We start from the raw sequence: 24,780 nt of genomic DNA on the forward strand, positions 1-24,780 counted from the left end.
TGGCGCAGTTCTAGGCGACGTCGGCAAGCAACCCATCCACAACATCGTGAAAACACGGGCGTTAGGCCTGTGCTGCATCTCACATCAGTTTGTGCGGGCTGTCATACCCGCGCGTCCCTGCGAGAGCGATGCTGGCGATGCGCAGAGATGCGCAAGGAGCCAGCTCATGAGAATCATTGCAGCATTCGTAATCATCCTCGCATTATCCTGCGGCGCGTTCGCAGGCGGGCCACCGGCCACGTACAGCAAGAGCTGCCAGAGCTGCCACGGGGCGGACGGGAATCCGTCGGCCGCCGGGGCGAAGATGGGAGCGCCGGCGTTCAGTTCGGCCGAGGTGCAGAAGATGTCGGACGACCAGCTCGCGAAGTCGATCCTGACGTCGGAGGGACACGCGAAGTTCCCGCACAACTATTCGGCGAAGGGTATGACGCCGGAGCAGGCGAAAGAGATCGTGGGTTTCATCCGCACACTGAAGAAGTAGGCCAACCAGCCTTATTCAGTCGCAAGCGATGATCGAGAAGGCGCGGCCAACCAGCCGCGCCTTTTCTCATGCCTTGGGACGCCTGGGCGGGCCGTCGGGACGGAAGAGCCAGCGGTCGAGCGAGAACGGTCCGCCGCCGAAGGCGACGAAGAGCAGCGAGAGCACCGCGAGCGCGAGCGGGAACTGGTAGTTGCCCTGGCCGACAAAGCCGTTCTTCCAGTGCACCTTCCAGATCGCCACGATCATCATGCACAAGGTGCCGAGCGCGGCGAAGCGGGTGAGGATGCCGAAGATGAGGAAGAGGCCGCCAAGGAACTCGGTGAAGGCGGCGAGGTAGCCCATCCATCCGGGAAAGCCGAAGCCGCTCACGGTGCCGGCGAACTGCTGCAATCCGCCGAAGACCTTCGGGTAGCCGTGCACCGTCATGATGACGCCGAGGACGAGGCGCGCGAGCAGCAGGGCGAGCGGTTGCAGGCGATCGAAGAAACGCAAAGGGTCACTCCTTTCGCAGGGCGGCAGCGGCGGCGCTCTGCGGGTCGCCGCTCGACTTTCGCTTCCAATCCGAATAGTAGGTTCCTTCCAGCTCGTACATCACGAGTTCCTTGCTGTGGCGCGAGAGGCCGGTCTTGGCCTTCCACGTGCCCATGAAGGTGTCCTGGAAGAAGTAATATTCCTGGCCCGCCTCAAGCTTCACTTTCCCGCCGCCGGCGTTCTCGCTCTGCGAGGCGACCACGTACTCGCCGGGGTCGAGATAGGCATAGCTGTACGTGCCCCACTTATTCACCGCGACCACGCGATCGTTGGCGTGGAACTTGAACTGGATGCCCTTGCCGGCGTAACGCGCGGCGAGGGAAGGGCACACCACGACCACGAGGGCCTTGTCGGCGCGCGGTACAGGCAAGGGCCGGTCCTGCTTCTCGTTGTCGAAATCGTGCTTGGAATCCAGGTCGTTCAGCATCTTCTTGTCGAGCTCGGGATACTGTTCGTAATCTGCCATCATCTGGCGCTCGGGGAACAAGGCTTTCACTTTCTCCAACACCGCCTCGGCGTTGTCCTTGTCGATCTCGAGCAGGTACTTGCGAGTCGAGCCGTCCTTGTCCCGGTACTCGAGGTAGCACCAGTAATCGTTGACCTTGGCGGAAGCCATCGCCGCGCCGACCATGCCGCCGACGACCTGGCTCATCCCGCCGCCGCGCATGTGGTAGCTCACGTCGAAGACGATCTTCTGCACGTCGTCGTAGCCGACGTTGAGCGGCCGGTCGCCATTGCGGACGATCAGCCGGCGCTCCGCGTCATCGAAGACGAGCTCGGCGTCCTTGTCCACCATGCGGCGGTCCTTATCGCTCTTGTAGAACCTGGTCTTCACTTTGTTAAACGCAATCTGCTGGGCCTGCAGGAGCCCGACGGACGCGAACAGGCAGAGCAGGGCCGCAACGAAAGCTCTCCGTAGCATGGGATTCCCTCCTGTAGGAATGGTCGGGGCATTGTCCCGCCGCGACGCGCGGGAGGCAAGAGCTTCCGCTTACCAGGCCGGCGTGGCGGTCTTGCGCGGAGGGTTGAAGAAGGGCGTCTTCACCACGGTGACCGGCACGGTATGGCGCACCGCTTCGATGGTCATCTCCATCTCGAGGCGCGTGCCGAGCTTGGAGTCGGCGGTCGCGACCGAACCGAGCGCGATCATCTTCTTCAAGGTCGGCGACCAGGTGGTGGAGGTCGCCTTGCCCACCTGCTTGCCGCCGCGGTACACGGGCACATGCACGCGCGAGGCCTGCGCGGGCGCGGCCGCGGGCAGGCCGGTGCCTTCGTAGAGGCGCTCGACCGCGGGCCAGTCGACTTCCAGGCCGACGAGCTGGCGCGCCGGGCCGCCGCGCTTCTGCTCCTCGAGCAGCGCGTTGCGGCCGACGAAGTTATCCTTCTCCAGGTGGACGAGGCGCGCGAAGCCGAGCTCGTAGGGCGAGAACTTCTGCGCCTCGATGAGCGCCTTTTTGCTGGAGAGGTAGTCCACCTCGATGAGGAGCAGGCCGGCCTCGACGCGCGCGACGTCGAGCGCGAGCATGCCGGCGGCGTGCAGGTCGAACCCGCGTCCGGCGGCGGTGAGCGCGTCCCAGACCTTGACGGCGTCCTGCCACGGCATCCAGATCTCGTAGCCGAGGTCGCCGGTGTAGCCGGTGCGCGAGATGTCCACGGGGACGCCGGCGAGCTTGCCGGAGGTGACGCGGAAATACTTGAGCTTCTTGACGTCGGCGCCTTCGACGACTTTCTCCAGCAGCTTGCCGGAGGTCGGGCCCTGCAGCGCGAGCGCCGCGGTCTGCTCGGAGATGTCTTCGATCTGCACGTCCATGCCGAGCGCGTTCTGCTGGAACCAGCGCAGGCTGGGGTCGGCGGCGGTCCAGCGGTAGGTGTTCTCGGCGAGGCGCGAGACGGTGCCGTCGTCGATGACCTTGCCCTGCTCGTCGCACCAGCAGGTGTAGATGACCTGGCCGGTGGCGACCTTGTGGATATCGCGCGCGATGACGCGGTTGACGAAGCGCGTGGCGTCCTTGCCGGTGACCATGTACTTGTAGAGCGGCGTGATGTCGATGAGCGCGGCGGCGTTGCGGATGGCGTTGTACTCGTGCTCGTGGTGCGCCTCGTAGGCGCTCACCGTGTAGTAACCCGACCACTCGCGATAGTTCAGGCTTTCGCACAGGGGGAAGGTGCGCTCGTGCACTGCGGTTCCGATGGGCAAGGGAATCTCCTCGACGCACGCGATTATACAAACAAGTCCACCACAGAGACACAGAGACACAGGGGAGGCAAAATCAAAGGTCGCGGCCGAGGGCGGCCGCGCCACCCAACCTGGGCGAGCAATTTCGGAGACAAAGGGAGGCGGCTCGACTAGAATCGCTTTTCTCGCATGCGTGCCGTCCTGCTAGCCTGGTGCGTTCTCCCCAGCGGACTGTAATCCGCGCCGACGGCCCCACTCCGTCTGTTTCGTTTCACTCACGGCTTCAGGAGTAACCAGTGCCCAGCCAGAAATACGACGCGATCATCATCGGCGGCGGCCACAACGGCCTCGTGAACGCCGCGTATCTCGCGCGCGCCGGCAAGAAGGTGCTGGTGCTGGAGCGGCGGCACGTCCTGGGCGGCGCGGCCGTGACGGAAGAGATCTTCCCGGGCTTCAAGTTCTCGGTGTGCTCGTACGTGGTCTCTCTGCTGCGGCCGGAGATCATCCGCGACCTCGACCTGCCGCGGCACGGGCTCGAGATCCTGCCGCTCGACGGCACGTTCACCCCGATGCCGAACGGCGATTACCTGTGGCGGGTGAACGACCACGGCAAGACGCGCCGCGAGATCGCGCGGCACTCGCGGCTCGACGCCGAAGCGTACGACGAATTCGGCAAGACGATGCTCGACATGTGCCGCTTCGTCAAACCCATCCTCAACATGGTGCCGCCGGACCCGACGAAGCTCTCTCCGAAGGAGATCGGGAAGCTGCTGTTCGTGGGCAAGCGCTTCCAGCAGCTGGGCTACGAAGACAAGTACAACCAGGTGCAGCTCATGACCATGAGCGCGGTCGATTACCTGGACCAGTGGTTCGAGACCGACGTGCTGAAGGCCACGATGTCGGCGAGCGGTATCATCGGGACGTTCCTGGGCGTGCGCTCGCCGGGAACGGCGTACGTGCTGCTGCACCACTACATGGGGGAGATCGACGGCGCGTTCCGCGCGTGGGGTTTCGCGCGCGGCGGCACGGGCGCGATCTCGAACGCCATCGCCGACGCGGCGCGCGAGTTCGGAGCGGAGATCCGCACGCAGGCCGCGACCGCCAAGATCCTGGTGAAGAACGGCCGCGCCATCGGCGTGGCACTGGCCAACGGCGATGAGATCTACGCCGACGTCATCTCGTCGTCGGTCGACCCGTTCAACACCTTCATCCGCTTCCTCGAGCCCGGGCAGCTGCCCGACGAGTTCCTCGACGAGGTGAAGCGGTACAAGTACCGCGGGTCGTCGGGCAAGGTGAACCTGGCGCTCGACGCGCTGCCGGACTTCAAGAGCATGCCGGGACCGGGCGCGCACCTGCGCGGCGCCATCTCCATCTCGCCCACCGTGGACTACATGGAGCGGGCGTACGACGACGCGAAGTACGGGCGGTTCTCGCGCCGGCCGTACATCGACATGGTGATCCCGTCGCTGACGGACCCGTCGGTCGCGCCGCCGGGCAAGCACGTGATGTCGTGCTTCGTGCAGTACGCGCCCTACAAGCTGGCGGAAGGGAACTGGGACGAGCAGAAAGAGAAGTTCGGCGACACCGTGATCGACACCATCGCCGAACATGCGCCGAACCTGCGCGACATCATCATCGGGCGCCAGGTCGTGACGCCGCTCGACCTGGAGCGCGAGTTCGGGCTGACCGAGGGCAACATCTTCCAGGGCGAGCTGTCGCTGGAGCAGCTGTTCTTCCTGCGGCCGGTGCCGGGCTGGGCGCAGTACCGCACGCCCATCAAGTCGCTGTGGATGTGCGGCTCGGCCACGCATCCGGGCGGCGGCATCATGGGCGCGCCGGGCCGGCTGGCCGCCATCGAGATGCTCAAAGAGATGAAGCAAGGAGCCGCGTAGCCATCGCCGCCAAGAACATCCTCGTGCTGGGCGCGGGCCACAACGGCCTGGTCGCCGCCTTCTACCTGGCCAAGGCCGGGCTGAAGCCGCTGGTGCTGGAACGGCGCGAGCACGTCGGCGGCGTGGCAGTGACGGAGGAGTTCCATCCCGGTTTCCGGTGCTCGGCGGTACTGCACGCGGAAGGCCCGCTGCGCTCCGACGTCGCGCGCGACCTGAAGCTGAAGATGGAGATGCTGCGGCCCGACCCGCGGCTGACTGCGCTGGGCGCCGATGGCCGCGCGCTGCCGCTCTACGAAGACATCAACAAGACCGCGGGCGCGATCGCGCAGTTCTCGGCGCGCGACGGCGAGCGCTACCCCGAGTTCGCGAAGACGCTCCGGCAGGTGAGCGCGGTGATCGCCGAGGTGCTGACGCTCACGCCGCCGGACATCGACGATCCGTCGATGCGCGACGCGCTCGGCATGCTGAACGCCGGGCGGAAGTTCCGCGCGCTGGGCCGCAAGGACATGTTCCGCCTGCTGCGCTGGGGACCGATGGCAGTGGCGGATTTCGTGGGGGAGTGGTTCGAGACGGAGCTGCTGCGCGCGGCGCTGGCGGCGCGCGGCATCTTCGGGCTGAACTTCGGCCCATGGTCTGCCGGCTCGACGATGGCGCTGATGCTGCACGCGGCGGCGGACCCGCACCCGGCGGGAACGGCGGCGTTCCCGCGCGGCGGCATGGGCGCGCTGGCGGAGGCGCTCGCCGACGCGGCCCGCAGCGCGGGCGCGCAGATCCGCACCGGCGCCGAGGTCGCGCACATCCTGGTGAAGGACGGCGCGGTCCGCGGCGTCGCGCTGGCGAGCGGCGAAGAGCTTTCCGCGGACGCCGTGATCTCCTCCGCCGACCCGCGGCGCACCTTCCTGAAGCTGATCGACCCGACGCAGCTCGAGCCCAGCTTCATCGCCAAGCTGCAGAACTACCGCTCGCGCGGCGTGACCGCGAAGGTCCACCTGGCGCTGGGCGCGAAGCCGAAGTTCAAGGCGCTGCCGGAGGTGCCGGCGGGACGCATCCACATCGGTCACGAGATCGACTACCTGGAGCGCGCGTTCGACGGCTCGAAGTACGGGCGACTTCCGGAGCATCCTTATTTAGACGTCAGCGTGCCGACGGTGCTGGACGCATCGCTTGCGCCGGCGGGGAAGCACGTGATGTCGGTGGCGGTGCACCATGCGCCCTACCGGCTGCGCGCGACCGACTGGAGCTCGCAGCGCGAGAACCTGGGCGAGACCGTGGTCAGCACACTGGAGCAGCACGCGCCCGGGCTGAGCGCGCTCATCGAGGGCCGCCAGGTGCTGACGCCGGTGGACCTCGAGCAGCGCTACGGGCTGACCGGCGGACACATCTTCCACGGCGACCTCTCCATCGACCAGTTGTTCACCATGCGTCCGCTGCTGGGCTGGGCGCGCTATCGCGGGCCGCTGAAGGGGCTGTACCTGTGCGGTTCCGGGACGCACCCGGGGAACGGGCTGACGGGCGGCTCGGGCGCAAACGCGGCGAAAGAGATCGCGAAAGAGCTGCGCTGAGCACGGCGGCGAGACGCCGCCGCCCCTGCCGGCCTGGAGGCCAGCGCTCCTAAATCAGTCGGCGGCGGTCGATTTCGCCAAGCCGCTGCGCAAGTCCTGCGCCAGCAGGCGATGGAAGAGGTGCTCGCCGGCCTCGCGGCGCACCGATAGACGTCCTGTCCCGTAGGCGCGTGACTTCAGGCCGCGCTGCACCGACTCGCAGATGGAGTGGTCCTCGTCCTGGATGCGCTCGCTCACGTCCATGCTCTGCTTGTTGCGCGCTGCCGATGCGGGGCTGACGTCGGCAAAGTAGAAGTCGAACGCGACCAGCATGTGGTCGATGGCGAGGGGGAAGACGAGGTTGGTGTCGAGGTAGCCCTCGTACCAGTTGAACATCACGTTGGGATAGAGCCAGTAGTAGAGCGCCTGGCCCTGGCGCACCTGCGCGGTCATCGCTTCGCCGCCCGAGGGATCGATGGGGCTGGACTGCAGGCAGAAGCGGCCGTTGTTCTCGATGGTGTAGTTCTTGTACTCGAGGATGGAGTTCAGTCCCTTGTGCAGGTGCGGGACGTGGTAGCCGCCGTCGAGGTAGTTGTCGACGAAGACCTTCCAGTTGCACTTGAGCTCGAAGACGCGGCGCTCAGCGAAGTGCAGCTTCTCCAGGTGCATCGGGGTGAACTGCTGGACCATGGCGCCGAGGTAGTCGGAGAGCGAGACGGCGTTGGGGTCGAGGCAGACGAAGACGAACTTTTCCCAGAGCTCGACGCGCACGGGCACCAGGCCCATCTGGCTGCGCTCGAAACACTGGACGCCGTCGAACTCGGGCACGCCCTTGAGCGCGCCGTCGAGGCCGTAGGTCCAGCCATGATACGGGCAGCGCAGGTGCTGCGCGGTGCCGCAGGGCTCGGTCATGACGGCGGCGGCGTGGTGGCGGCAGACGTTGTAGAAGGCGCGCAGCTGCTGGTCGGCGCCGCGCACCGCGACGATGGGCTCGCCGGCGACCTCGGCGGTGATGAACTGGCCGGGGTGCGCGAGCTGCTCGGCGCGGCCGACCATCTGCCAGCTGCGCGCGAAGACGGTCCGGCGCTCGAGCTCGGCGACGCGCTCGTCGGTGTACCACTCGGCGGGGATGGTGTGCGCGCGCTCCAGCGGCGCGGTGTCGTCGTAGTTGCGGATGATGGCTTCGAGCGTGGTGTCCATGGCGTGGTCAGCGGATCATCGTACTGCACTCATGGAAGATCAGGCTACCGTTGCTCCGGCTTTCGTGCCGAGCGCTTCCAGTACAGGTATCCCGGGACGCCGATGAGCATGATGAAGACACCGACGAGCGCTTCCTTGCGATTCGTATAAGCCACGATCGCGGCCCAGATGCTCCCGATGACCAGGTAGATCGCGGGGAGCCCGGGGTAGCCGGTGCAGCGATAAGGCCGCGGCACGTCCGGCCGGGTACGGCGCAACACGAACAGGGCCGCCACCGTGCCGACGTAGGCGATCACGCCCATGAACATGACGTAGGTGTAGAGCTCGTCGTAGCGGCCGCTGAGCGCCAGCACACCGGACCAGGCGCCCAGCACCACGAGCGAGCGTGAGGGCGTCCGGTAACGCGGGTGGACGTAGGAGAGCTGGGGGAAGAATGCCTTGTCGCAGGCCATAGCATAGACGACGCGCGCGCCGGCGAGCGTGCAGGCGGAGGCGGCGCCGAAGCACGAGGTGGCGATGAGCAACGACATCCAGCGGCCCGCGCCGGGGGAGAACAGCGTCACGGCGGCGGCCTGCGCGATGGTGCGCTCCTGCTTGATCTGCGCCAGCGGTAGGGCGTAGAGGTACACCACATTCAGTGCCACGTAGATCGTGCCGACGGCGATCACGCCCAGCACGAGCGCGCGCGGGATGTTGCGCTGGGGATCCTTCACCTCGCCGGCGGCGCACGTGATGTAGTTCCATCCGTCGTAGGCCCAGAAGACGCCGGTGAGTGCGAGCAGGATGGCGGAGACGAGCGGCATGGGCTCGCTCACCGGGGCCGGCGTGGTGAAGTGCGCCGCCGAGCCGCGTCCGAAGATCAGGCCGAGCGCCACGAACACGGCGATGGCGGCGAACTTGGCCCAGGTCGCGATGTTCTGGAAGACGGCGGCGCGGCGCAGTCCGACGACGTTGACCCAGGTGACGAAGGCGATGGCGAGCAGCGCGACCAACTGGCCGCGCGTGGGCCCCCAGCCGCCGAGCTGGAAGAGCGCCAGCTTTGCGCCGTAGGGCACGACCTGATCCAGGTACGTGGCAAAGCCGACCGAGAGCGCGGCCGTGGTGCCGCTGAAGTTGATGAACAGCACCATCCAGCCGAAGAGGAAGCCGTAGAGGTTGCCGTAGGCTTCGCGAAGGTAGACGTACTGTCCGCCGGAGTTGGGGAACATGGCGCCGAGCTCGGCGAAGGCGAAGCAAGCGAGCAGCGAGATGGCGCCGCCGGCGACCCACACGCCGAGGAAGAGGAGCGGATGCGCGAGGTGCTCGGCGACGTCGGAGACGGCGAGGAAGATGGCCGAGCCGATGATGCCGCCGACCAGCAGCAGGACGGAGTCGAGCAGCGAGAGGCCGCGGATGAGCGAGGGCTGCTCGGTCGAGTCCTGAGCGGCGGTGCGGGCGGCGTCGGTCATCCTTTATCCCATCCCCAGGTCGGCGGCGGCTTCGAGCGGCGTGCCGCAGGCGCGGCAGATGACGGCGGAGCAATCGCCGCAAGTCAGCGGGTCGGTGACTTCGCGCGCGCAACGCGGACAGTAGAGCGGCTCGGGCGCCTGGGGCTTCGTCGCCATTGGTCGGAGAACGTCGCGAAACGATAGCATAGACGCATGACCGAGAAGCGGCCTTTGTCCGTGGACGAGCAGATGCAGAAGGAGTTCAACGAGTGGGCGGCCGCGGGCCGCGGCGAGGAGATGGAGCGCCACCACGCCTCCATCGTGGAGCAGACGCTCCGCCAGATGGACCTGCGGCCGGGCGAGCGCGTGCTCGACATGGGCTGCGGTGCCGGCTGGGCCACGCGCGTCCTGGCGCGCATGGTGGGCGACGGCCCGCAGGGCCACGGGCAGGTCGTCGGCGTCGACATCTCCGACGAGATGATCCGTCGCGCGCGCTCGGGCTCGAAGGACTTCGACAACATCATGTTCGTGTGGGGCTCGGCGCACCAGATCCCGTGGGAAGAGAACTACTTCGACAAAGTCCTCTCGGTCGAGAGCTTCTACTACTACGGCGACCAGGACCGCGCCATCCACGAGCTGTTCCGCGTGCTGGCGCCGAAAGGGAAGCTGTTCATCCTCATCAACCTGTACGAGGAGAACCCGTACTCGTTGCGCTGGGTGGAGGAGCTGAAGGTGCCGGTGCACGCACGCTCGGAGAACGAGTACGTGCAGATGCTCAAAGATCACGGCTTCGAGGGCGTGGAGGCGCGCCGCGTACCGGACCTCTCGCCCACGCCAGACGAGTATTCCGGGAAGTGGTTCAAGAGCGCCGAGGAGCTGCGCGACTTCAAGCGCATCGGGGCGCTGCTGCTGGTGGCCGAGAAGCCGAACGTGCGGTCCCCCGCGCCGCCGTACCAGATCTACTGAGGATCTGTGATTTGTGATTTCTGATTTGTGATTTGCGGGAGGAGGAGACCATGTCCGAGATCGGACCGGAAGTAATGAGGAAACGGACAAAAGCATTCGCGCTGCGGATACTCAAGCTATTCCAGGCTTTGCCGCAACGAACCGACGCTCAGGTTCTCGGAAAACAGTTACTCCGTTCTGGCGGCGAACTACAGAGCAGCGTGCCGATCCCGCTCTAGAGTTGAATTCATCGCTCGCATCGGCGTGGTAGTCGAAGAGGCGGACGAAACCGCGTTCTGGCTCGAGCTGCTATCAGAGTCGGGCATCGTCAAGCCCGAGCGTCTGAGGGAGTTGTACCGCGAAGCCGATGAGCTGACCGCGATATTCGCCGCCACACGCCAGACTGTCCGGCGACGCTAGGAAATCAGAAATCACAAATCACAAATCGCAAATCACTAGACGGCGTCCGACAGCGACGAGAAGTTGAAGTCCCGCACCTTCATCGCCGGCAGGATGCTGTTGCCGATGCGCTTCGGGCGGGAGAGCATCTCGACGTTGGCGAGCACGACCGCCGGGCTCTCGTTCCAGCGGAAGTTCATCACCGGGTACGCGACCTTGCCGTTCTCGATCATGAACAGGCCGTCGCGCGTGAGGCCGGTGAGCTGGATGGTCTGCGGGTTCACGAACCGGATGTAGAAGAAGTGCGTGACCAGCAGGCCGCGCTCGGTGGACTTGATGAGGTCTTCGACCGAGTGGTCTTCGCCTTCGAGGATCAGTCCCTGGCCGGGGTTCGGCGTGGGCGGCACGCCTTTCTTCATCGCCCAGTAGCGGTTGTAGGCCAGGCTCTTGACCACGCCGTTCTCGATCCACGACATCTTCTGGGACGGCAGGAAGCTGGCGCCGCCGCCGCCGCCGCCGCCGAAGAAGAACTGCCCGACGCCGGAGAGCTGCGTGGCGACGTTGCCGGACCACGGCAGGCTGGGATTGCGCGGGTCGAACGGGTCGCTGCGCGCGGTGATCTTCTCGGAGAACAGCTTCTCGCCCACCCGGGTGCCGCCGCCTTTCTTCGACAGGTACGAGCGGCCTTCCTCGGCGTTGCGCGCGTTGAAGGCGCCGAAGACCTGCGGCACCATCTCCTGGACGGCGGCGTGCTCGAGCACCACGGTGTACTTGCCGGGCTCGAGCCTGCGGGGCTTCTGCGACATCACGGCCTTGTCGATGGCGTACCGGCCGGCGGCGGAGAAATCGACTTCGCTCATGCGGGTGCCGTCGGCGCGCGCCCAGCCGGAGCCGGTGCCGTCGGGCGTGCGCACCGTGACGGAATAGTTCACGTTGGTCTGCATGGCGTAGCCGAAGTTGCCGCGCTTGTTGCCGATGGCGAGCGCGTCGGCCTCGCGTTCCACGTAGCCGGCGGAGGTGAGCCCCTTCTTGGCGCATTCCGCGATGGCCGGCCCCACGCCCGCGTTCATCTCCTTCTGGCCGGCGTCGGCCGTGCCCGGGTCGAACGCGCCGGGGATCTCGGGATACTTCTGCGGGCCGATGGGCTCGATGTACTCGGGGTCGGGCGGGGCGTAGCTCGCGAGCTCTTCCGACTTCGCGACCGCGGCCTTGAGGGCGGCATCGCTGGTCTCATTGGTCGCGATGGTGCCGGTCTTCGTCCCCTTGGTGGAGGAGATGGTGATGGCCATCGCCTTCGACTCGCCGGTGGTGGTGATGGAGTTGTTGGCGAAGCGGTTGTTGGCGATGTCGGAGGCGCCGATGGAGACGTTGCACTCGTCGGCCTTGGAGTAGGAGAGGATCTTGTCGATGAGGATCTTGGCTTCGTCGCGCGTCATCAGCATCTTGGCTCTCCTTCAATCCTGCTTTGATCGCGCGGGCAAGAAGCCCGCGCCCCTGCCGGCGAGACGCCGGCGCTCCTAATCCGTGAGCAGCACGTTGACCTGGCGGAAGCGGCACGGCGAGCAGCCGTGCGACATCGCGTTGATCTGTCCGGGTTGGCCCTTGCCGTCGCTCGTGAGGCCGTGGTTCACCCAGAAGCGCTTGTCGGCGACGCCGTCGAGCTGCGCCCAGAAGTCCGGCGTGCGCGACTGGTAAGCGACGCGCGAGATCATCTTGCCCTTCTTGCCGCCCTTGATCTCCCAGAAAGCGTCACCGCCGAACTGGAAGTTGTAGCGCTGGTGGTCGATGGACCAGGAGCCGCGCCCGTCAATGAGCACGCCGTCGTCGACGCCCGCGATCAGGTCGTCGAGCGTCATCGGCTTCTCGCCCGGCTTCAGCCAGACGTTGGGGATGCGCTGGAACGGGACGGAGTCGAACGAGTCGGCGTAGCAGCAGCCGCGCGATTCTTTCTCGCCGATGAGGTGCGCCTGGTCGCGGATGGTCTGGAAGCCGACCAGCGTGCCGTTCTTCACGATGTCGAATGAGGTGGTCTTGACGCCGTCGTCGTCGTAGCCGCAGGTGGACATGCCGCGCTCCAGCGTGCGGTCGCCGACGATGTTCATCCACCCGCTGCCGTACTTCAGCTTGCCGAGGTCGCTGGTCTTCAGGAACGAGGTGCCGGCGTAGTTGGCCTCGTAGCCGAGCACGCGGTCGAGCTCGGTGGCGTGGCCGACAGATTCGTGGATGGTGAGGGCAAGGTGGTTGGGCATCAGCACCACGTCCTTCTTGCCGGGCGTGACGGGCGGGGCCGAGAGGTGCTCCACCACCTCCTCGCCGATGCGGCGCGCGTTGCCGGCGAGGTCGCCTTCCACGATGGCCTCGTAGCCGGCGGTGACGGGCGAGGGCGAGTAGTTGCGCGTCCTCGCGATGCCGGCCTGCCGGTCCACGGCCTGCACGCCGAGCTGCCCGTAGTTCTGCACCACGTACTGCTGGATGCGCGAGCCTTCACTGGAGGCGAAAAAGCGGTCCTCGACGTGCGTGACGATGGAAGAGTTTGCCGAGAATACCTTAGGTACTGCTTTAGCCTCGGTGTTGGCCTTCTGCAAGAGCTCGAGCTTCTCCGGGATGGAGACGCTGAACGGATCCTGCTTGAACGGAGTGGTGTACCTGTCGACGTAGGTCTTGTTGGCGGCGAGCTTCACCGGCTGTTTCTGGAGCGCGGCGTTGGCCTTCGCGACCGCGACCGCGACGCCGGCGACGCGCGCGATCTCCTCCGGCGAGACGACGTTGCTGGCCGCGAAGCCCCAGGTGCCGTTGGCGATCACGCGGACGCCGAAGCCGAAGGTCTGCGTCTCGTTGACGCTGGGCACGTGGTTCAACTTGCCGGAGTCGCGATCGGGATTGGAGCGCAGCGCGACCACCTGGTCGCGGTAGCGGTTGATGCGGACATCGGCGTAACTGGCGCCCAGCTTCTTGGCGCGATCGAGCGCGATCGCGGCGAGCTTGGCGAGCTCCGCAGAAGGAGCGCCGCCGGTGTTGGTGGCCATCGCCTGGGGCAGGCCGTAGAGCTCGTCGGCCAGCGCGGCCGCCGCGGCGCCCGCCGAGACGGCCAGGAAGGTGCGTCGAGAAAAGGTCATGACGCGCTCCGAATAGAAAGTTGAGGACCGGAAGTTCTAGCAGAGGAAGTTGGACGGCGCAACCGGCGGAAGGTCACCCGCGCTCAGTGCTTGAGCTTCTCCGGCCAGTTCACGGTGATGGTGAACGGTTCGGCGCTGCCCTGGCTGTAGACGGTCATGTAGAAGTGCTGGCCGTCGGGAGACGGGTAGTAGAACTGGTTGAAGACCGGGTGCGGGTTCAGATCGAAGAGCGGTTTGGGCGCGGCGGCGGAAAAGTTATCGTCCTGCGCGGTGATCTCCGCGGTAAGCAGGGTGGTGTACGACGAGTTGCTGAAGAAGAGTTCCTTTCCGTTCCTGCTCCAGGTGGACTGGAGCGCGCCGCCGCTGGAGATCTGCCACTTGCCCTTGGGGGTGGCGTCGTTCGGGTCGGGCCGGAAGGGGACGACGTAGATCTCGTAGCGTCCGGAGTCGCGCCCGCTGAAGGCGAGCCACTTGCCGTCGGGCGAGACGCTAGGGCCACGCGCGTCGGCGTCCATCTTGAGCAGCAGGAACGGCTTGCCCCCGGCGCTGGTCGGCAGCGCCCACACCTCCCACTTCACCTGCGGGCTGACCGCGTGTTTTTCAAAGACGACGTACTTGCCGTCGGGGCTCCAGCCGGAAGGGTAGACCTCGTCGGGTGTTTCCAGCAGAACCTGCTCGCTGCCAAGCCCAGAGGCGGGCTTCAGCCGAATGCTGGTGGCGCGGGAGCCGCCGCTGACGGCGGCGGAGCTTGCGTAGAGCAGCTTACTGCCGTCCGGTGAGAAATACGGACAGCAGGACTGGTCGTCGAAGGTGAAGCGCGACTTCTGGCGGGCCACCGGATCGAAGTTCCAGATGTTGGTGTGCGTCCCGCCGGGCTCGCGGATGGAGAAGGCCAGCTTGCCGCCGGGTGCGAGCGCCAGCGCGCCGATCATCGAGGGCTCGGTGGTGAGCAGCGTCTCGGCGCCTTTGCGGTCGACCGAGATCAGCCTGGTCCCGACGTCGACGGCGCCGGACTGGAACGCGAGCACGCCGTTCCTGGAACTGGAGAAGACCGCGAAGTTGAACTGCGGGTCCACCTGCACCTGCTCGGCGATGGGTGCGGGCTCGCCGGAGAACGTGCCCTTCACCGGATCGAAGGGTTGCGCGAGCAGCGTGCTCTCGCGCGTGTAGAGCAGGCGGCCATCGGCGAAGGCAACGTTGGCGGTGACTTCGTCGAGGCGGGTCGCCTTGGCCGGGTCGGCCAGGCTGGCGAAGAACGCGCTGGTCTGGGCGCCCTGCGCGACGTAGATGAAGTGGTCGCCATCGGGCATGAAGTACGGGAAGCGGTGGCTGGTCTGGCTGACCTGCCGGTCGAGCTCGGTGACCTTCACCGGCCCGGCGCCGCCGGCGGCGGTGGTACGCAGCAGCGCCCCATCGCGCTGGCCGAAGAGGATGACGCCTTGCTCGTTCCATGCGCCGCCGCGGCCTTCGGCGACGTCGCATATGTTGAGCACCACACCGGTAGAGATCTCGACCTTCTTCAGCTTGCCGTTGGAAAAGAACCCGAGGAAGCGTCCGTCGGGCGACCAGAACGGATAGATGGCGCCCTCGGTGCCGCTCAGGGGGCGCGCCTCGACCGAGTCCAGGCTGCGCAGCCAGAGCGCGCGGTCGCCGATGCGTCCGACGACGGTCCCGACGAACGCGACTCGCCTGCCATCGGGGGAGACGGCGGGCGGTCCCGCCAGGCCACGGAAGTTGAAGGCGTTCTTCTCCGGCGGCATCACGGTGAACTGGTAGAGCTCGCGCGGCCGCGTGCGCTGGTAGACGAGGAAGCCGGCGGCGACCAGCAGCGCGAGCAGCACGCCCGAGGCCCAGGCCAGGCGCTCGCGGTTCTTGCGGCGATGCGCGAGAGGCGCGGGGATGCCGAGCTGCGTGCCGCCTTCCATGATCCAGCGCAACTGCAGCTTGAGATCGTGCGCGGTCTGAAAGCGCTCGTCGGGATCCTTTGCCAGGCAGGTGCGCACGACGCGGTCCAGCGCCGGCGGCGTCATGGGCGCCAGTTCGGTCAGCGGCTTGGGATCGGCGGAGAGGATGGACGCGATCAGGCTCGCCTTGGTGCGCCCGGAGAAGGCCGGCTTGCCGGTCGCCATCTCGTAAAGGACCTCGCCGAACGCGAAGATGTCGGTGCGGACGTCGGCCTCGTGTCCCTCGAGCTGCTCCGGCGACATGTACTGGAAGGTGCCGACGATGGTGCCCTCCGCCGTCAGCTTCTTGTTGTCGGCGGTCATCTCGGTGAGCGCGGTGGCGAGCGGCGCGCTCTCGCTGCCCTTGGCCAGGCCGAAGTCCATCAGCTTGGCGCCGCCCTTGGTCAGCATGATGTTCGCCGGCTTGAGGTCGCGGTGCACGATGCCTTGCTTGTGCGAGCGCTCGAGCGCGTCGGCGACCTGCACGGCGATCTTCAAGATCTCGTCCAGCGGCAGGGGGCCCTTCTCGAGCCGCTTGTCGAGCGTCTCGCCCTCCAGGTACTCCATGACGAGGAAGTCGACGCCCGACTGGTGGCCGACGTCGAACAGCGTGCAGATATTGGGGTGCGAGAGCATCGCGATCGCCTTGGCCTCGCGCTCCAGGCGCTGGCGCATGGCGGTGTCGGTCGAGAGGTGGCCGGGCAGGATCTTGATGGCGACGATGCGGTCGAGGCGCGTGTCGCGCGCGCGATAGACCTCGCCCATGCCGCCGGCGCCGATGGCGGCGAGCACTTCGTAAGGGCCGAGATGCGTTCCGGGAGCGACTTGCATAGGGTAGAGGGTGCCGGATTATACCGCGCTGGTGGAGAGCGCCGGACTTTACTTCGTTTCGAAGGCGAGCGACCAGGAAGTGTCGAGCCGCAGCTTGCCCTTGTAGTACGGGTCATTCTTGGGCATGTAGCCGAGGTGGACAGGGAAGACGTCGCCCGGACCGCTCGGCGTGATGACCGCGCGCTGGTGGCACGCGGCGCAGTTCGACTTCGGACCGTAGGCGAACGCGGCTTCGAGATACGGGTTGAACGCGATGGTATTGTGGCCGTCGGGTTCTTTCGGCAACTCGGCGTGGAAGACGGAGTGCATCTTGTAGTTGCGGAAGACGCCGGGGACCTGCGCGATGCGGTCGCTGCCGAGCGGCGCCTGGTCGGGCTCGTCGTGCCAGTAGACGGTGAACCACACCCAGTCGGGGATCTCGCGGGTGGAGACATGCGAGGCGACGAGCGCGACGTAGTCGCCGGCTTCGAACTTGCGTCCCCACATGCGGACGGTGAGCTCGTCGGCGAGCGGCAGGTTGTTGATCCACTCGACCAGCTTGGGATCGTTCACCTGCACGGTGAACAGGCGCGACATCGGCACGACGCGCGCCGGGCGCGTGGTGATGCGCTGCATCTTCGCGTCCTGCGGGTCGAAGAACTTCACCTCGGCGGTCTCGCCCGCCGGCACGCGCGCGCGGCGCGGGTCAATGGCGACAACGCGCGCGAACGCCTCGAAGTCGTTGCCTTCTTCCTCGTGCGACTTCATCGCCTCTTGCTGCGCGGGCGGGAGGTCCTGGAACGCGCCCATCGCGACCAGCGCCCTGTCGCCGCGTCCCCAGGTGATGGGGCGGGTCGGCATGTCGTCCCACACGGGGAAGGCGGTGAGGCCATCGCGGCGCACGGGCCACCACACGGTCTTCACCGAGATGGCGTCGCTGGGGAAGTCCGCGACGTCGCTGAACCCGCTCGCCGCCATCTGCAGGAGCTTCTGCTTCGACTGGTAGCCGTTGCGGCGGACGTGGTAGCGGAAGGAGTCGTTGTAGAGGTTGAAGCTGAGAATGGCGTCGCCGGAGCCGATGTTCTTCTGCGACGGGATGCGGAATTCGGGCGCGAACGTGCGCCGGGCGAGAAGCTCGGCGGGCCCGAACGTTTCCGAGACCTCGTACCACGTGAGGTAGCGCGGGAAACCGCCGGAGGTAGGCTGCGTCATCGCGGCCCAGACGGTCCAGGCGTGGCGGCGCATGGCGAGCGTGTCGGTGGCGTCGAGCATCTTGAGCAGGTCGATCTGGCGCGCGGGCAGGCCGGGCGCGGCGGCGTCCGCATAAGCGATCGAGGCGCCGGCTTGGGGAGGTTGCCGCTCCCGCTGGGCGAACATCGCCGAAGAGGCGACAGCCGCCAGCACAAGAAGACCGCAGATGCTGGTTTTCACGGTGCCGGAGTTCTAGCAGAGCAGGTCGGAACCTCGCAAGCGCAGAAAGAGCTGGGACTGCCGTACAATCGGCCGAAACGGAGGCCCTATGAGACGCCTGATCTCACTCATGTTTCTCGTCACCCTGATGGCCGCTCCTCTGGCAGCGACCGAGCAAGCGGACGTGATGAAGGTCGTGAACCAGTTCGTGGACGGCTTCAATAAGGGCGACACGAAGTCGGCGCTGGCGACGTGCGCTTCGCCGGCGTTCATCATCGACGAGTTCCCGCCCTACGCGTGGCAGGGCAAGGCGGCCTGCGCCGACTGGGCGCGCGACTTCGAGACTTGGAGCAAGAAGGAAGGCGTCACGAACGCCGTGGTCACGCTCCCGAAGCCGTGGCAGGTCGAGGTGTCGGGCGACCGCGCGTATGTCGTCGCCCCTGCAAAGATCACCTTCCTGCAGCACGGAAAACGCGGCGGCGAGAATAACTCGGTGTTCACGGCTGCGCTGCAGAAGGGTAAGAGCGGCTGGCGCATCACCGGGTGGACGTGGTCCAAGCGCTGACGGCGCGGTTTGACTTGGTCGCGCGCGGCTCTCTAGACTAGCCAGTTAGTCCGCAGGCCGTTTTCCGCAGAGGAGACGCATGGGCTGGCTGCACAACAAGTTCGAGAAGAACTTCCTCATCACCACGGTCGACTACGTGTTCAACTGGGCGCGCAAGTCGGCGCTTTGGCCCATGACCTTCGGGCTGGCGTGCTGCGCCATCGAGATGATCGCGAGCTCGACCGCGCGCTTTGACATCGCGCGCTTCGGCGCCGAGGTCTTCCGCCCCAGCCCGCGGCAGAGCGACCTGATGATCGTGGCCGGCACCGTGACGCTGAAGATGGCGCCGGTGGTCAAGCGCATCTACGACCAGATGCCCGACCCCAAGTGGGTGATCTCGATGGGCGCGTGCTCCTCGGTGGGCGGCCCGTTCAATACCTACGCCGTGTTGCAGGGCGTGGACCGCATCGTGCCGACCGACGTCTACGTCATCGGCTGCCCGCCGCGTCCGGAGAACCTGTTCTACGCGCTGCTCAAGCTGCAGGACAAGATCGACTCCATGTCGCTGGCGAAGCGGCCGACCGAGGTCCGGCTCACCGAAGACATGGCCGCGGACTTCAAGCGCCAGGTCATGATCGCCCAGACGCTGCAGCCGAAATAGTTTCCAGTTTCGGGTTTCCAGTTTCCAGAACGCTCTTGGCTTTTGGCTCTTGGCTCTTGGCTTGAACCAGGAGCCAAGAGCCAAGAGCGAATCTTTTTATGAAGCGACTCTGCAGCACGTCCGAGTTGCCGCTCGAAGGCAAGGCCAAGGAGTTCTCGGTCGAGGGCAAGATGGTCTGCGTGGCCAACGTGAACGGCCGGCTCGCCGCGCTCGACAACGTCTGCCCGCACCGCGGCGGGCAGCTCGGGTTGGGCGTCGTGCTCGACGGCAAGGTCATCTGCCCGTGGCACGGCTGGGCCTACGACCCGCAGACCGGCGCGATCGCGCACCTGCCCGACGAAAAGATCCCGGTCTACCCCATCAAGGTCGAGGGCGAGGACGTGCTGATCGAGCTGTGACTCTCTTGATGGGTCATCCTGAGGAGCGCGACGAGCGCGCGCTTTCTCCAGCGCGCGAGCAGCGACGAAGACCTTGGTATCTGCCGCGAAACCCAGGTGCTTCGTCGCCGATACCCCGGCTGAAGAAGGCGCCGGGACCCCTCGGCTCCTCAGCATGACCCTTCGGTTGTCTGGACGTCGCCTACGGTGTAGGCTGCGGCGCACTTGAGCCCAGTCACCCACTTCCTCGTCGGCTGGATGGTGGCGAACGTGCCGCGCGGCATCGGGCGGCGCGAGCGCGCTGCCATCGCGCTGGCCGGAGTTGCGCCCGACGTGGACGGCCTGGGCGCCATCGTCGAGGTCGCGACCAGGCACAACGCGCATCCGCTCACGTGGTTCTCCGACTACCACCACATGCTGCACAACCTGGCGTTCGCGCTGGTGGTCGCCGCCGTCGCGCTGGCGATGGCGCGCGAGCGACGATGGCTCACGGCCGCGCTCGCGTTGCTCAGCTTCCACCTGCACCTGCTGGGCGACATCGTGGGCGCGCGTGGCCCGGACGGCTACGGCTGGCCGGTGCCGTACCTCGCGCCGTTCTCCCGCTGGACGTGGCAGTGGGCGGGGCAATGGGCGCTCAACGGCTGGCAGAACTTTGCGATCACCGGCGCCTGCCTGGCGGCGACCTTCTACCTAGCGTGGCGGCGGGGCTATTCGCCGCTGGAGATCGTGTCGCCGAAGGCGGACCAAGCGTTCGTGGCGGCGCTGCGCGCGCGCTTTCGCGTCCCCGCCGCCGGTTAGTGGTATCTTGTTGGCGATTTTACCGAGGCTATCCCGCATACATCATCCCGCGATGGGGAGGGGACCATGCACAGCACGCTCCGCCGTATCGCCGTAGTCCTTTTCGTGGCCGCGTTCGCACTTGCCGCGCACGCCGACCTGAAGCTCACCACCCGCAACACCATGATGGGCAACACCACCGAGGGCACCACCTACGTGAAGGGCCAGCGGCAGCGCACCGAGATGCAGTTCGGCCCGATGCACCAGGTGACCATCACGCAGTGCGACAAGCGGCAGATCGTGACCGTGAGCGACGCCTGCCGCACCTACATGGTCGCGCCCATGGACCCGGCGGACCTCGATGAAGCCGCCGCGAGCACGCCGCCGCCTCCGCCGCCCAGTCCCAGCGGGACACCGCGCAAGGGCGGCACGCTGACCATCAACGCGAACTCCGCCAACACGGGCGAGACGAAGATGATGTTCGGCTACCGCGCGCGGCACATCAAGAGCTCAATGGCGATGACCTCGAGCCCCGACGCGTGCAACGCGACCAACATGAAGATGGAGTCGGACGGCTGGTACGCCGACTTCACCGCGCAGGGCATGTCGTGCTCCTCGCCCGCGCGGCCGAGCGGCGGCATGGGGCGCATCCGCCCCGATTGCCAGGACCGCATCCGCTACACCGGCAGCGGCATGCGGCGGCTCGGCCATCCGATGGACGTCACCACCACGATGACCGACGACAAGGGCAACACCTACACCATGCGCACCGAGACCATCGACCTCTCGAAGGAGACGCTCGATCCCGCGCTCTTCGACGTCCCCAGCGGCTACAAGCAGGTCGACGACTACCAGGGCCTGATGTGCTCGGCGGCATACAGCGGCGCGGGCGCGCCGCCGCGGCGGGATACTTCGGAGCCGCGGCGCGACACTTCGGAGCCGCGACTGAGCTCGCGGCGCAGCGGCGGACGTGGGCCGCTGTGCGTGGCGCCCATCGAGAACAAGACCTCGACCTCGGTGGACACCGAAGCGTGGCGCGACACGCTCCTCAGCGAACTGGAGACGCTGCGCGTTGAGTCGGTGAAGATCGAGGGCGAGCACCAGTTCGAGATCGAGGACGAAGCGGTGGCGAAGGGCTGCCGGGTCGTGCTCTACAGCGACGTGACCGACCTGAAGCAGCCGTCGGGGACGCGGAGGTTCGGCAAGGCCATCGGCGCCGGCAACAGCGCGAACTACCAGTCGGGTATCCACATCGAGCTGATGCCGCTCGACGAGTTCACTCCGTGGCTCGACAAGAACGTGACCGGCGTGGGGCCGTCGCTCGACCAGAGCGGCGAGAACACGCTGCAGACCGAGGCGCAGGAAGTCGCGGTCGAGCTCAGCAAGCCGCACTAGAAGGTCGCGAGACTCAAAAGGGCGGTCCCGAGCGGGACCGCCCTTTTCTCCAGAGTCCGAGCTAACCTAGCAAACCCAGGAAGTCCTGAGCGCGACCGGCGAAGCCCGGAAACACGATATCGAGTTGTTTGTTCCCGAGGTGGCGGGAGACGCCCTCGCCCAGCACGCGGCGGAAATCCGTGGTGAGCGCGAGGTCGCGGCCTTCGTACAGCTGCTCCGGCGCCAGTCCCGGCCAGCGGCCGTAGACCTTGCCGCCCTGGACCGGGCCGCCCAGCACGAGCATCACTCCGGCGTGCCCGTGGTCGGTGCCGCCGTTGCCGTTCTGGCGCGCGGTGCGCCCGAACTCGGTCATGGAGACGATCACGGTCTCGTCCGCGATCGTGCCCAGGTCGGTCCAGAACGCCGCCAAGCCCTGCGAGAACTCCCGTAATAGATTCGCGAGCTGCCCCTGCACGTTGCCTTCGTTGACGTGGTGGTCCCATCCGCCGATGTCGGCGAACGCGACCTCGACGCCCAGGTCCGCCTTGAGCAACTGCGCGACCTGGCGCAGCGACTCGCCGAAGCGTCCGCGCGGATAGTCGGCGCCGGCGGCGGGGGTGTAGCGGCCCGGGTTGGCGGACTTCAGCATCTTCACCGCCTCGAAGGTCTCGGCGCCGGTGCCGTGCAGCACGGTGTCGACCGACTGCGCGTACATGGCCTCGAAGCTGTTGGCGGCGGGCTGCGCGCCCGGGTTGTTGCCCCCCACGCCGAACTGGTTCACGTTGTCGATGGCGATCGCCGGCTGCGGACCGGCGAGCGTGCGCGGCAGGGAACCCCCCATCGCGACCGCGCGGAACGGGCTGGCGTCCTTCTTCTTCGGCAGCGCGCGGTTGAGCCAGCCGTCCTCGGTGGACTTCACGCCGGGCGTGCCGGCCTCCATGTAATCCTGGGCGTCGAAGTGCGAGCGCGTGGTGTCGGGCGAACCGGCGGCGTGCACGATCGCGAGGTGCTTCTGGTCCCACAGCGGTTTGAGCGGCGCCATCGCAGGATGCAGGCCGAAGAAGCCGTCGAGCTCCAGCTCCTGCCCGCGCGGGATAGCGATGGACGGGCGCATGGCGTAGTAGTCGCGCTCGCCGTGCGGGATCACGATGTTCAGGCCGTCGGCCGCGCCGCGCTGGAAGAGCACGACGAAGCGCTTCCTGCCGCCGCTGGTTTCGGCGCCCAGCGCCGCACGCGTGAGGAACGAGGGCACCGCGGCCGTCCCCACGACCGCCAGCGCGCCGCCCTTCATGAAAGCCCTGCGAGTGACGCTCATTGCCTGCTCCTTGCTGGTGTGGAGGCGGGTGACTCGCCCGCCTCGTCTTATCTCCGCTGAAACTCCGGCGACCCCAGGATCAAGCCCGCGATGATTCCCGGATTCGCGCCGGGGTTCGCGCCTGTCATGCTCGCGCCCGTGATCTTCGGATCGGACAGTTGTTTCGCGAGCGTGACGTGCGTCTGCGGCGAGACGTCGCCGGCGAGCAGCTTCGCCTCCAGCGCTGTCAACGTCTGCTCCGCCGTGCGCGCCCCGGGATCGCCGAGCACCCGCGCGCCATCCATCCTTACGCCGGGGAGCCGTCCGGTGCCGAGCCCGAGCGCGAAGTTCATGCGGTTGAGCAGGGCGGCGGAGTTCACCCACGCGTCGGCCTTCATGGAGTAGCCGGTCGGCGGCTGCATGCCGTAGAGCGGCATGCCCATCTTGTTCAGGGCCTGCGCGATGACGAACGGGTTCTCGAGCTCCGCGCCGGTCGCGCGTATGGACGAAACCACGAACTCGAACGGCGTCTTCACCTTCGCGCGATAGCTCTCGCGGGCCCAGAACTCGGGCGAGTGGAACAGCGTGCGCAGCACTTCCTTGATGTCGCCGTCGGACCTCAGGAAAGTCTGCGCCATGCGGTCGACCAGCGCGGCCGGCGGCTCGTCGGAGACGAAGCGCATCGCCAGCTTGCGCGAGATGAACTTCGCGGTCGAGGGATGGCGCGCCAGCATCTTCAGCGCAGCTTCGCCTACGGCCTCGCCGCCGCCGGAGAAGCGCTTGCCGAGCACGGTCTTCGTGCCGGGCTCGTGGAAGCGGTCGTTGTACTGGAACCCGCCGCCCAGGCGCGGCTGCCGGACCGTCCAGCCGGTCAGCACCTTCGCCAGCTCGGTGACGTCCTGCTGCGTGTAGCCGCCGTCCACGCCGAGCGTGTGCAGCTCCATCACCTCGCGCGCGTAGTTCTCGTTCAGGCCGCTGCGCCGCTGGCGCGCCTGCTGGAGCTGCCGGTCCCGCGGGTCGTTGTCCATGCGCGGTTGCTGGCGGCGCCCGAAGCGGCCGCCGCCCCGGCGCTGCTGCTGGAATCCGTTCTTCGCGAAGTCGGAGTTCGGGCCCACGCTCTGCCAGTTGTCGAGGTAGAACAGCATCGCCGGGCTCTTCGCGGTCGCGAGCAGCAGGCCCTCGAACTTGCCGAGCGCGCGCGGCCGGATCACCTCGCGCTCGTACTCGCCGATCAGGTACGCGTCCGGACCCTTCTTGTCGTAGACGTTGAAGTGGTTGAACCAGAAGTCGGTCATCACCTCTTCGAGCTGGCGCTCGCTGTAGGCGGCGCGCAGGATCTTGGCGGACTGCATCTCGCCGGCGACGACGGCGCGCGGGTTGGCCATCGCCAGCAGCGTCTCGCGCTGCTCGGGGCTCATGCCTTCGAGCACGCGCTGCCGGTCTTCCTGCGACATGCCGCGCGCCAGCAGCGCGCGCTCCTCGGGCGAGAGCTTCATGATCTCGGCGGCGCGCTGCTCGGGCGGCAGGCTCATGATCTGCTCGGCCTTGAGCTCAGCGTACATGCGCGCCTCGCGGCGCTGCGCGCGCGTGGCGTCGTCCATCCCGTTCGCGTCGGCGTCGTTGCCCTGGGCGGCCTTGCCCGCGTTGCGCGCCTTGTACATCGCCATCTGCGATTCGTAGACGGCGCGCTGCTCAGGGTCCTTCGGCATCGGCACGCGGCCGTCGGCCACCGCCTTCAGCACGAACGGCGGCGGGAAGTTCTGGAGCAGCTCCTTGGGATCCATCGCCAGCGTGCGGTAGGGCTGAAGCCGCGCCTGCATGGCGGAGTCGTCGAGCTTGCCGGGGTTGAGCTGCTGCTCGATCCAGCGGTCCACGCCGATGG

General features: G+C 67.0%; 21 protein-coding genes. 9 read left to right on the forward strand and 12 right to left on the reverse strand.

Annotated features, from left to right (window positions below; genetic code table 11):
- Positions 1-166 precede the first annotated feature (166 nt).
- Positions 167-481 (forward strand): c-type cytochrome, encoded by a 315-nt coding sequence (locus VLA96_13510; protein HSE50218.1) that lies wholly within the window; start codon positions 167-169, stop codon positions 479-481.
- A 66-nt stretch (positions 482-547) separates the two neighbouring features.
- Here VLA96_13510 and VLA96_13515 read toward each other — a convergent pair whose 3' ends face one another.
- The 3 genes from VLA96_13515 to VLA96_13525 all read right to left on the reverse strand — a co-directional run bounded on the left by VLA96_13515 (position 548) and on the right by VLA96_13525 (position 3,209).
- Positions 548-973: a DoxX family protein gene (locus VLA96_13515; protein HSE50219.1), complete on the reverse strand. Its 426-nt coding sequence runs from the start codon at positions 971-973 to the stop codon at positions 548-550.
- A gap of 4 nt (positions 974-977) precedes the next feature.
- Positions 978-1,847, reverse strand: a complete 870-nt coding sequence (locus VLA96_13520) for a hypothetical protein (protein HSE50220.1) — start codon at positions 1,845-1,847, stop codon at positions 978-980.
- A gap of 156 nt (positions 1,848-2,003) precedes the next feature.
- Positions 2,004-3,209, reverse strand: a complete 1,206-nt coding sequence (locus VLA96_13525; protein ID HSE50221.1) for an aminomethyltransferase family protein — start codon at positions 3,207-3,209, stop codon at positions 2,004-2,006.
- A 275-nt stretch (positions 3,210-3,484) separates the two neighbouring features.
- On the opposite strand from VLA96_13525, the gene VLA96_13530 reads away from it, so the two are divergent.
- Both VLA96_13530 and VLA96_13535 read left to right on the forward strand, forming a co-directional pair.
- Positions 3,485-5,080 (forward strand): NAD(P)/FAD-dependent oxidoreductase, encoded by a 1,596-nt coding sequence (locus VLA96_13530; protein HSE50222.1) that lies wholly within the window; start codon positions 3,485-3,487, stop codon positions 5,078-5,080.
- Positions 5,081-5,103: 23 nt separating this feature from the next.
- The gene (locus VLA96_13535; GenBank protein HSE50223.1) at positions 5,104-6,642 is read left to right on the forward strand and encodes an NAD(P)/FAD-dependent oxidoreductase; all 1,539 of its coding nucleotides are present in this window, start codon (positions 5,104-5,106) and stop codon (positions 6,640-6,642) included.
- 54 nt (positions 6,643-6,696) lie between these two features.
- Here VLA96_13535 and VLA96_13540 read toward each other — a convergent pair whose 3' ends face one another.
- The 3 genes from VLA96_13540 to VLA96_13550 are packed head-to-tail and all read right to left on the reverse strand — an operon-like array spanning position 6,697 to position 9,425.
- Entirely contained in the window at positions 6,697-7,821 is a 1,125-nt protein-coding gene (locus VLA96_13540) for an aromatic ring-hydroxylating dioxygenase subunit alpha (GenBank protein HSE50224.1), read from the reverse strand.
- Between the two features lie 44 nt (positions 7,822-7,865).
- Entirely contained in the window at positions 7,866-9,269 is a 1,404-nt protein-coding gene (locus tag VLA96_13545) for an amino acid permease (GenBank protein ID HSE50225.1), read from the reverse strand.
- Between the two features lie 3 nt (positions 9,270-9,272).
- Positions 9,273-9,425, reverse strand: coding sequence for a hypothetical protein (locus tag VLA96_13550; GenBank protein ID HSE50226.1), 153 nt, complete (start codon positions 9,423-9,425; stop codon positions 9,273-9,275).
- Positions 9,426-9,461: 36 nt separating this feature from the next.
- On the opposite strand from VLA96_13550, the gene VLA96_13555 reads away from it, so the two are divergent.
- Positions 9,462-10,214 (forward strand): class I SAM-dependent methyltransferase, encoded by a 753-nt coding sequence (locus VLA96_13555; GenBank protein ID HSE50227.1) that lies wholly within the window; start codon positions 9,462-9,464, stop codon positions 10,212-10,214.
- 434 nt (positions 10,215-10,648) lie between these two features.
- On the opposite strand, the gene VLA96_13560 is transcribed toward VLA96_13555, so the two are convergent.
- From VLA96_13560 to VLA96_13575, 4 genes are all read right to left on the reverse strand, one after another.
- Complete coding sequence (locus tag VLA96_13560) at positions 10,649-12,034, reverse strand: TldD/PmbA family protein (GenBank protein ID HSE50228.1); 1,386 nt, start codon at positions 12,032-12,034, stop codon at positions 10,649-10,651.
- 75 nt (positions 12,035-12,109) lie between these two features.
- Positions 12,110-13,708: a TldD/PmbA family protein gene (locus VLA96_13565; protein ID HSE50229.1), complete on the reverse strand. Its 1,599-nt coding sequence runs from the start codon at positions 13,706-13,708 to the stop codon at positions 12,110-12,112.
- Positions 13,709-13,791: 83 nt separating this feature from the next.
- Positions 13,792-16,482 carry a protein kinase gene (locus VLA96_13570; protein ID HSE50230.1) on the reverse strand — a complete coding sequence of 897 codons (2,691 nt, stop codon included), beginning with the start codon at positions 16,480-16,482 and terminating at the stop codon, positions 13,792-13,794.
- A gap of 48 nt (positions 16,483-16,530) precedes the next feature.
- Complete coding sequence (locus tag VLA96_13575) at positions 16,531-17,892, reverse strand: hypothetical protein (GenBank protein HSE50231.1); 1,362 nt, start codon at positions 17,890-17,892, stop codon at positions 16,531-16,533.
- 88 nt (positions 17,893-17,980) lie between these two features.
- Between VLA96_13575 and VLA96_13580 the strand changes: the two genes are divergently transcribed.
- The 5 genes from VLA96_13580 to VLA96_13600 all read left to right on the forward strand — a co-directional run bounded on the left by VLA96_13580 (position 17,981) and on the right by VLA96_13600 (position 21,625).
- Positions 17,981-18,436 carry a nuclear transport factor 2 family protein gene (locus VLA96_13580; GenBank protein HSE50232.1) on the forward strand — a complete coding sequence of 152 codons (456 nt, stop codon included), beginning with the start codon at positions 17,981-17,983 and terminating at the stop codon, positions 18,434-18,436.
- Between the two features lie 79 nt (positions 18,437-18,515).
- Entirely contained in the window at positions 18,516-19,076 is a 561-nt protein-coding gene (locus VLA96_13585) for an NADH-quinone oxidoreductase subunit B family protein (GenBank protein HSE50233.1), read from the forward strand.
- A 98-nt stretch (positions 19,077-19,174) separates the two neighbouring features.
- Positions 19,175-19,474: a Rieske (2Fe-2S) protein gene (locus tag VLA96_13590; GenBank protein HSE50234.1), complete on the forward strand. Its 300-nt coding sequence runs from the start codon at positions 19,175-19,177 to the stop codon at positions 19,472-19,474.
- Between the two features lie 204 nt (positions 19,475-19,678).
- Positions 19,679-20,251, forward strand: a complete 573-nt coding sequence (locus tag VLA96_13595) for a metal-dependent hydrolase (protein ID HSE50235.1) — start codon at positions 19,679-19,681, stop codon at positions 20,249-20,251.
- A 66-nt stretch (positions 20,252-20,317) separates the two neighbouring features.
- A complete protein-coding gene (locus VLA96_13600; GenBank protein HSE50236.1) occupies positions 20,318-21,625 on the forward strand; it encodes a hypothetical protein in 1,308 nt (435 codons plus the stop codon).
- A gap of 61 nt (positions 21,626-21,686) precedes the next feature.
- Here VLA96_13600 and VLA96_13605 read toward each other — a convergent pair whose 3' ends face one another.
- Positions 21,687-22,919, reverse strand: coding sequence for a DUF1501 domain-containing protein (locus VLA96_13605; GenBank protein HSE50237.1), 1,233 nt, complete (start codon positions 22,917-22,919; stop codon positions 21,687-21,689).
- Positions 22,920-22,966: 47 nt separating this feature from the next.
- Positions 22,967-24,780: DUF1800 domain-containing protein (locus VLA96_13610; GenBank protein HSE50238.1), on the reverse strand; the 1,814-nt coding region annotated here is incomplete at its 5' end.

Source organism: Terriglobales bacterium (assembly GCA_035457425.1).
Classification (GTDB): domain Bacteria; phylum Acidobacteriota; class Terriglobia; order Terriglobales; family Acidobacteriaceae; genus JACPNR01.